3 protein-coding genes are annotated in these 6,539 nt (G+C 53.2%); all 3 read left to right on the forward strand.

Going from position 1 to position 6,539, the window contains the following annotated elements:
* Window positions 1–2: 2 nt before the first annotated feature.
* Window positions 3–1,304 (forward strand): thymidine phosphorylase, encoded by a 1,302-nt coding sequence (locus GX466_00755; GenBank protein ID NLH92743.1) that lies wholly within the window; start codon window positions 3–5, stop codon window positions 1,302–1,304.
* Window positions 1,305–2,241: 937 nt separating this feature from the next.
* The gene (locus GX466_00760) at window positions 2,242–4,782 is read left to right on the forward strand and encodes a DEAD/DEAH box helicase family protein (GenBank protein NLH92744.1); all 2,541 of its coding nucleotides are present in this window, start codon (window positions 2,242–2,244) and stop codon (window positions 4,780–4,782) included.
* A gap of 6 nt (window positions 4,783–4,788) precedes the next feature.
* Complete coding sequence (locus GX466_00765) at window positions 4,789–6,408, forward strand: N-6 DNA methylase (protein NLH92745.1); 1,620 nt, start codon at window positions 4,789–4,791, stop codon at window positions 6,406–6,408.
* The last annotated feature ends 131 nt before the right edge of the window (window positions 6,409–6,539 follow it).

Here is a 6,539-nt window from a genome sequence, read left to right on the forward strand (position 1 = left end):
AAATGCTTAATCCCGTGGAACTCATCCTCGCCAAGCGCGGGGGCAAGACCCTTTCCCAAAAAGACATAGAATCTTTCATCACCGCCTTTCTGGATGGCTCCATTCCCGAATACCAGATGAGCGCCCTGCTAATGGCCATCTATTTCCGGGGCCTGGATTCCGCCGAAATTGCCGCCCTCACCAAAAGCTACATCCAGAGCGGCCGGACCATCGAGTTCCCCGCGGAGCTTATAGTCGCGGACAAACATTCCACCGGCGGCGTGGGCGACAAGATCAGCCTCATGCTTGCCCCAATCGCGGCTTCTTTGGGCCTCACGGTGCCGATGATCTCGGGACGCGGACTCGGCCATACCGGCGGCACCCTGGACAAGCTGGAATCCATCCCCGGTTTCCGCACCCAATACAGCCCGGACGAGTTCAAGGCCCTGGTGGAGAAACACGGCTGCGCCCTGGTGGGGCAGTCCGAAGAACTTGTACCGGCGGACAAGCGCATCTACGCCCTGCGCGACGTTACCGCCACCGTGGAAAGCCCCGGCCTCATCACCGCCAGCATCATGAGCAAAAAGATCGCCGAGGGCGCCAAACACCTCGTGATCGACCTCAAGATCGGTAGCGGCGCCTTCATGCCCGATCTGGACAGCGCCCGGGAACTGGCCCGCCTGCTGGTGGATACCGGAGCCAGCTTCGGCCAGAAGGTCCAGGTGGTCTTTTCCAACATGAATTCCCCCCTCGGCCTGGCTGTGGGCAATGGCCTGGAAATGGTGGAGGCGATAGAATACCTGAAAGGCAACCCCCTGAGCGACACTTTCACCCTCACCACCGCGCTCACCTCCAGGCTGCTTTTGAGCGGAGGCCTGGCCCAAAGAGAAACCCAGGCCGTGGAGATGATCAAAAGCGCCGTGGACAGCGGCCGCGCCCTGGCCAAGCTGGAGGAAATCATCATTGCCCAGGGCGGAGATCCCCGCGTGCTGGAGGATTACAGCCTGCTGGGAACCAGCTCCGTGAAAATCCCCATCCTGGCCGAAACTGCCGGTTACGTGCGAGCCATCGACGCCCGCGCCATTGGTTATGCCCTGGTGCGGATCAAAGCCGGCCGGATGAAGGTTTCGGACACCCTTGATTACGGCGCAGGGGCCCTGCTCATCCCCAAAATCGGCGATTTCCTCGAGGCAGGTGACCCCATCGGAGAAATCCACGCCAACAACCCCACCCAGGCTGAATTGGTGGCCCGTCTCATCCGCGCAGCTTACACCATTAGCCCGGAGCCTGTGCCCAAGGAAGACCTGATCCTCGACAGTATCTGAACGCGATCGTTCCTTTGATATTGGAGCGCGAAAACCAGGCGGACAAACTGACGGACAAACTCAACACCCTCTTATGATAGCCCCATGCCCCCGTCATTCCTGGTTTGCCCCGGAATCCAGAAACAACCATCCAGCCCTCAAACCACGTCATTCCGGGCTTGCCCCGGAATCCAGTTTTATCTGTACATGGATCCCGGATCAAAGTCACCTCGCTGGCTCGCTGACGTCCGGGATGACGTATGTTCGGCTCTTCCGGCCAATGTCTTTACGCGTCATTCCTGGTTTGACCCGGAATCCAGACCGGGCGTAATAGCCTATAAACCTCCACCCGACCCCAAACCCACGTCATTCCGGGCTTGACCCGGAATCCAGTCCTTATCCCTTCATAGATCCCGGATCAAAGTCACCTCGCGGGCTCGCCGACGTCCAGGATGACGTGGCATTAGAGCCTGGCGTCGACCGAGGCACGAGCATCGACGCCAGCAATGAACGATTTTTCTGATGCTTCCTGTCGTCCATGCTCAACTACATTCGCTGTACGCCAGGCTCCAAGGAAAATGGAGGTACAGCGACCCCTATCAAAGGTATTGGCGCTCGCCGAAGCGCCGAAACTCCCCAACCCACGTCATTCCGGGCTAATGGATGTGAAATCAAACAAGTCCCCAAAATCTCCGCTTGACAGATTCCCGCTCTGCCTTTGTCTATCCGCATCAGCATTTTTTGGAGGAAACAACGAAAAAAGCAAGCTTGTCACCTGTTCCGCTAATAATGGCTGTGTGTACGTTGTGCCAGCCTTGGGACGGTCCCTTTAACCTTAAAATGGGGCTAACCCACAACCAACTCAAAGCCATCGACCCGGATGTAATAAAGATAAACGAAACAGGCATTCTAAATGGAACCTTAGACAATATCAGGTGATTGGATACACACAGGATAAATGAACAACAAAGAAGCAACCGCCCGCATCAAGATCAACAAACTGCTGGAAGAAGCAGGCTGGAGGTTTTTCGATTCCAAAGGCAAAAAAGCGAACATCCAGCTGGAGAAGAACATCAAGATAACCCAGACCCAGCTTGACGAACTTGGCGAGGATTTTGAGAAATCCAAACAAGGCTTCATCGACTACCTTCTGCTTGATAGCAGAAATTACCCCATAGCCGTGCTGGAGGCGAAACGCGAGAGCAAAGACCCTCTGGATGGAAAGGAACAAGCCCGCCGCTACGCCAAAGCCCAGGGTGCCAGGTATGTGATCCTCTCCAACGGAAATTTGCATTATTTCTGGGATTTGGAGCGGGGAAACCCCAACGTCATTATCAAGTTTCCCACACCCCAATCCATTGAGCATACACTCAAAACCAAGCCCAATCCTCAAAAGCTGGTTAATGAGCCGGTAAACAATGACTACATCCTGCTCAGCCAATACCCCGGCTACAAAAATGATCCTGGCTGGACCGACGAATCCAAACGTCAGGCTTTCCTAGCCGATGGCGGCTACAGCCTGTTACGGGAGTATCAGTTACGTGCTGTGAGAAGCATCCAGCAGGCTGTTTCCGAAAAGAAGGACAGGTTCCTGTTTGAAATGGCCACCGGCACAGGCAAGACCATGGTCGCGGCAGCCGTCATCCGTTTGTTCCTGCGTAGCGGCAACGCAAACCGCGTGCTGTTCCTGGTTGACCGGATCGAACTTGAGAATCAGGCTAAGAAAGCATTCCAAAGCTATCTGAAGCAAGATTACATCATCCGGATATACAAGGAAAACCGGGATGACTGGGAAAATGCCAACATCCTGATTTCAACCGTTCAGAGCCTTTACGACATCTACAACAAGATCTTTTCGCCCACCGACTTTGGACTCGTGATCTCGGACGAAGCCCACCGCAGCATCAACGGCAATGCCCGGGCCCTGTTTGAGTATTTCAGCGGCTACAAACTCGGCCTTACCGCCACCCCCAAGGACTATCTCAAAAACGTCAATATCTCCAAACTCCAGGATGACGATCCCCGCGCCCTGGAGCGCAGGATAATGCTGGACACCTACAAAACCTTTGGTTGCGAAAGCGGAGACCCCACTTTCCAGTACAACCTTCTGGACGGAGTGAAAGAGGGGTATTTGCTTAACCCCATAGTGATCGACGCCCGGACCCACATCACCACCCAACTACTTTCAGACAAGGGTTATCAGGTGATGGTGTACAACGAGGACGGCACTCCCGAGGAACGCATCTTCCGCCAAAAATCCTTTGAAAAGAAGTTCTTCTCCACCGCCACCAACCGGGTGTTCTGCGAAACCTTCATCCAACACGCCTTACACGACCCCGTCTCCAATGAGGTCGGCAAATCTATCATCTTCTGTGTGAGCCAGAAACACGCCGCGAAGATCACCAAGCTGCTGAACGAACTGGCCGACAAATATTTCCCGGATAAATACAACTCCGATTTTGCCGTCCAAATCACTTCAAACGTTGCCAATTCCCAACAGATGAGCATCAATTTCCAGAACAACAACCTGAATGGCCACACCCGCTGGCTGGAGGGCTACCGCTCCTCTCGCAGCCGGGTCTGCGTCACTGTGGGAATGATGACCACCGGTTACGATTGCACGGACATCCTGAATCTGGTGATGCTCCGTCCCATCTTTTCTCCCTCCGATTTCATCCAGATCAAGGGCCGGGGCACCAGAAAGCACAATTTCAAGTACTCATTCCGGGATGATGGTGAACTTGAAACCATAACCAAACCCAAAACCACTTTCCACCTCTTTGACTTCTTTGCCAATTGCGAATACTTTGAAAAGAAATACCGCTACGACGTGGTCCTGAAATTGCCCGAACCTGGCAAAGCAAAACAACAGGAGCCGGGCCATGCCGGAGGTCCGGACATTATCCTTCCCGATCCCCTGGACGGCACATACAACTATCTTGGCCACGACATGATCCGGGACCTCTCTGAAAAGGCCATCGGCCCCAAAGGCATGAAAGTGGACCGCCAGATGTTCAACCGCTTTGCCGATGAAGTAAAATCCCACCCCGATGTTAGGAAAATGGTGGAGCAGGAAGATTATCCCGCCGCGGAAAGATACGTCGCGGAAAAGATCTTCGACCGGCCGGTGGATTATTTCAACCTGCCCAAACTGCGCAAATCGCTGAACATAGACTGGCGCGCCCCCTTCCGCCAAATACTCGACCTCGCCCTGGGGCGTACGGACAGGATCAAATCCCGGGATGAGATCTTCAACGAAGAATTTGATAAATTCATCAGCATCCATCACCCCGAAAGCCGTTATATACCCTATGCCCGCCGACTTTTCCGGGCCTATCTGTCCGACGGCGAGATCAGGAATATCATCGACAACGGACGCTATGCCGAATTGATGGGCCCTCTCCTCAGCATCAGGGATGTGGACAACCTCAACGGCTGGAAACACGTGATCCCCCAGTATATCAAAGACTACATCCCCCTGAACTACTTTATGAATTGAGGCCGCATGCTCGACCAGGAAACGAAAAAAAGAATAGACAACGCCTGCAACATTCTCGTGGGAAAGGTTCCCACACCCCTGGCCCAGGTGGAACAGATCACCCTGGCCCTCATCTACAAATTCATGAACGATATGGACAGGCGGGCTGAGGCTATGGGCGGAAAAGCCTCCTATTTTGTAGGCGACCAGGAAAAATATTCCTGGGACAACCTGATGGACACCCGGCTGGGAGGCCGGGAAAGGGCTGACCTTTATGAAGAAGGTCTGGCCGGGCTAAGCCTAAACGCCAGTCTGCCCGATCTTTTCCGCAATATCTTCAAGGAAGCCTCGGTGCCTTACAAAGACCCCCGCACCCTGAACCTTTTCCTGCAGGAGATAAACGGATTCAGCTATGAGGATTCCGAAAACCTGGGCGACGCCTATGAGTACCTGCTGGGCAAAACCGGCTCCCAGGGCGAGGCAGGCCAGTTCAGAACGCCGAGGCACATCATCGATTTCATCGTCCAGGTGGTGGACCCCGGCAAACACGATACTATCCTTGATCCCGCCTGCGGCACCGCCGGATTTCTTATCTCCGCAATCAAACATATCTACAAAACCAACACCCGGGAAATTGAGGGCGACATGCTCTCCACCAGGGAGATAATGGGGCTCTCAAACAACGTTTTCGGCTACGACATCACCCCGGACATGGTCCGCATCTCCCGGGTGAATATGTTCCTCCACAACATCAACCAACCCCACATCTACGAATATGACACCCTCTCTTCCCTGGAAAAATGGGACGACAATTTCTCCTGCATCCTTGCCAATCCTCCCTTCATGACCCCAAAAGGCGGGGTGGTGCCCCACAACCGCTTCTCGATCAAATCCTCCCGCAGCGAAGTGCTCTTCGTGGATTACATGCTGGAACACCTCACCGTGGATGGTAAAGCTGGGATCATCGTTCCGGAAGGGATCATCTTCAAAAGCGACAAAGCCTGTAAGCAACTAAGGAAAAAGCTGGTCGAGGAAAACTACCTTGCTGGAGTAATCTCGCTTCCTGCGGGAGTCTTCAACCCCTATTCTGGGGTAAAGACCTCCATCCTCTGGATCGACAGGACCCTCGCGAAAAAGGCCAATAAGATCATCTTCCTCAAAATCGATGCCGATGGCTTTGACCTTGGCGCGCAACGCCGCCCCATCGAAGCGAACGATCTCCCAGCCGCTATTGCCAGCGCGAAGGCCTATAAGAGTGCCATTCTCTCGGGATCAGAGTATCAAGCCCCCGCTAAGGATGTGATCCTGGTGGAAAAGGCAAAACTGGCGGAGAGTGGGGAGTACAATCTGAGTGGAGAAAGGTACCAATTAACAAAAGCAAGGCACAATAAGTACCAGATTGCTCGTCTCGGAGATGTTGTTGAAGTTATCCGTGGGATCACTTTCTCAAAGTCCGATCAACTTGAGAATTCGTGTGCTGATTCACTTCCCGTAGTTACAACAAAGGCAGCACAGGAATCAGGTATAGTAGAGAAAGACCTGTATCATATTCCAAACTCATTCCTTAAAGATGATGGAAAGCTTCTTAAACCAGGAGATATCTTGATATCTACTGCAAATAGTCTGAACTTGTTAGGAAGATGTTGAGTCCCCAATGTTGGTGTAAATTCCAACTCATTGTTTCTCTGGTTGTTTGAGGGCATCTGATATCCCTCGTTACTCACTATCTATGTAAGGCCAAACGACCAATTGCATTGTTTTTCATCTTCGTATTTCAG

It is taken from the genome of Candidatus Cloacimonadota bacterium (assembly GCA_012516855.1).
GTDB lineage: Bacteria > Cloacimonadota > Cloacimonadia > Cloacimonadales > Cloacimonadaceae > Syntrophosphaera.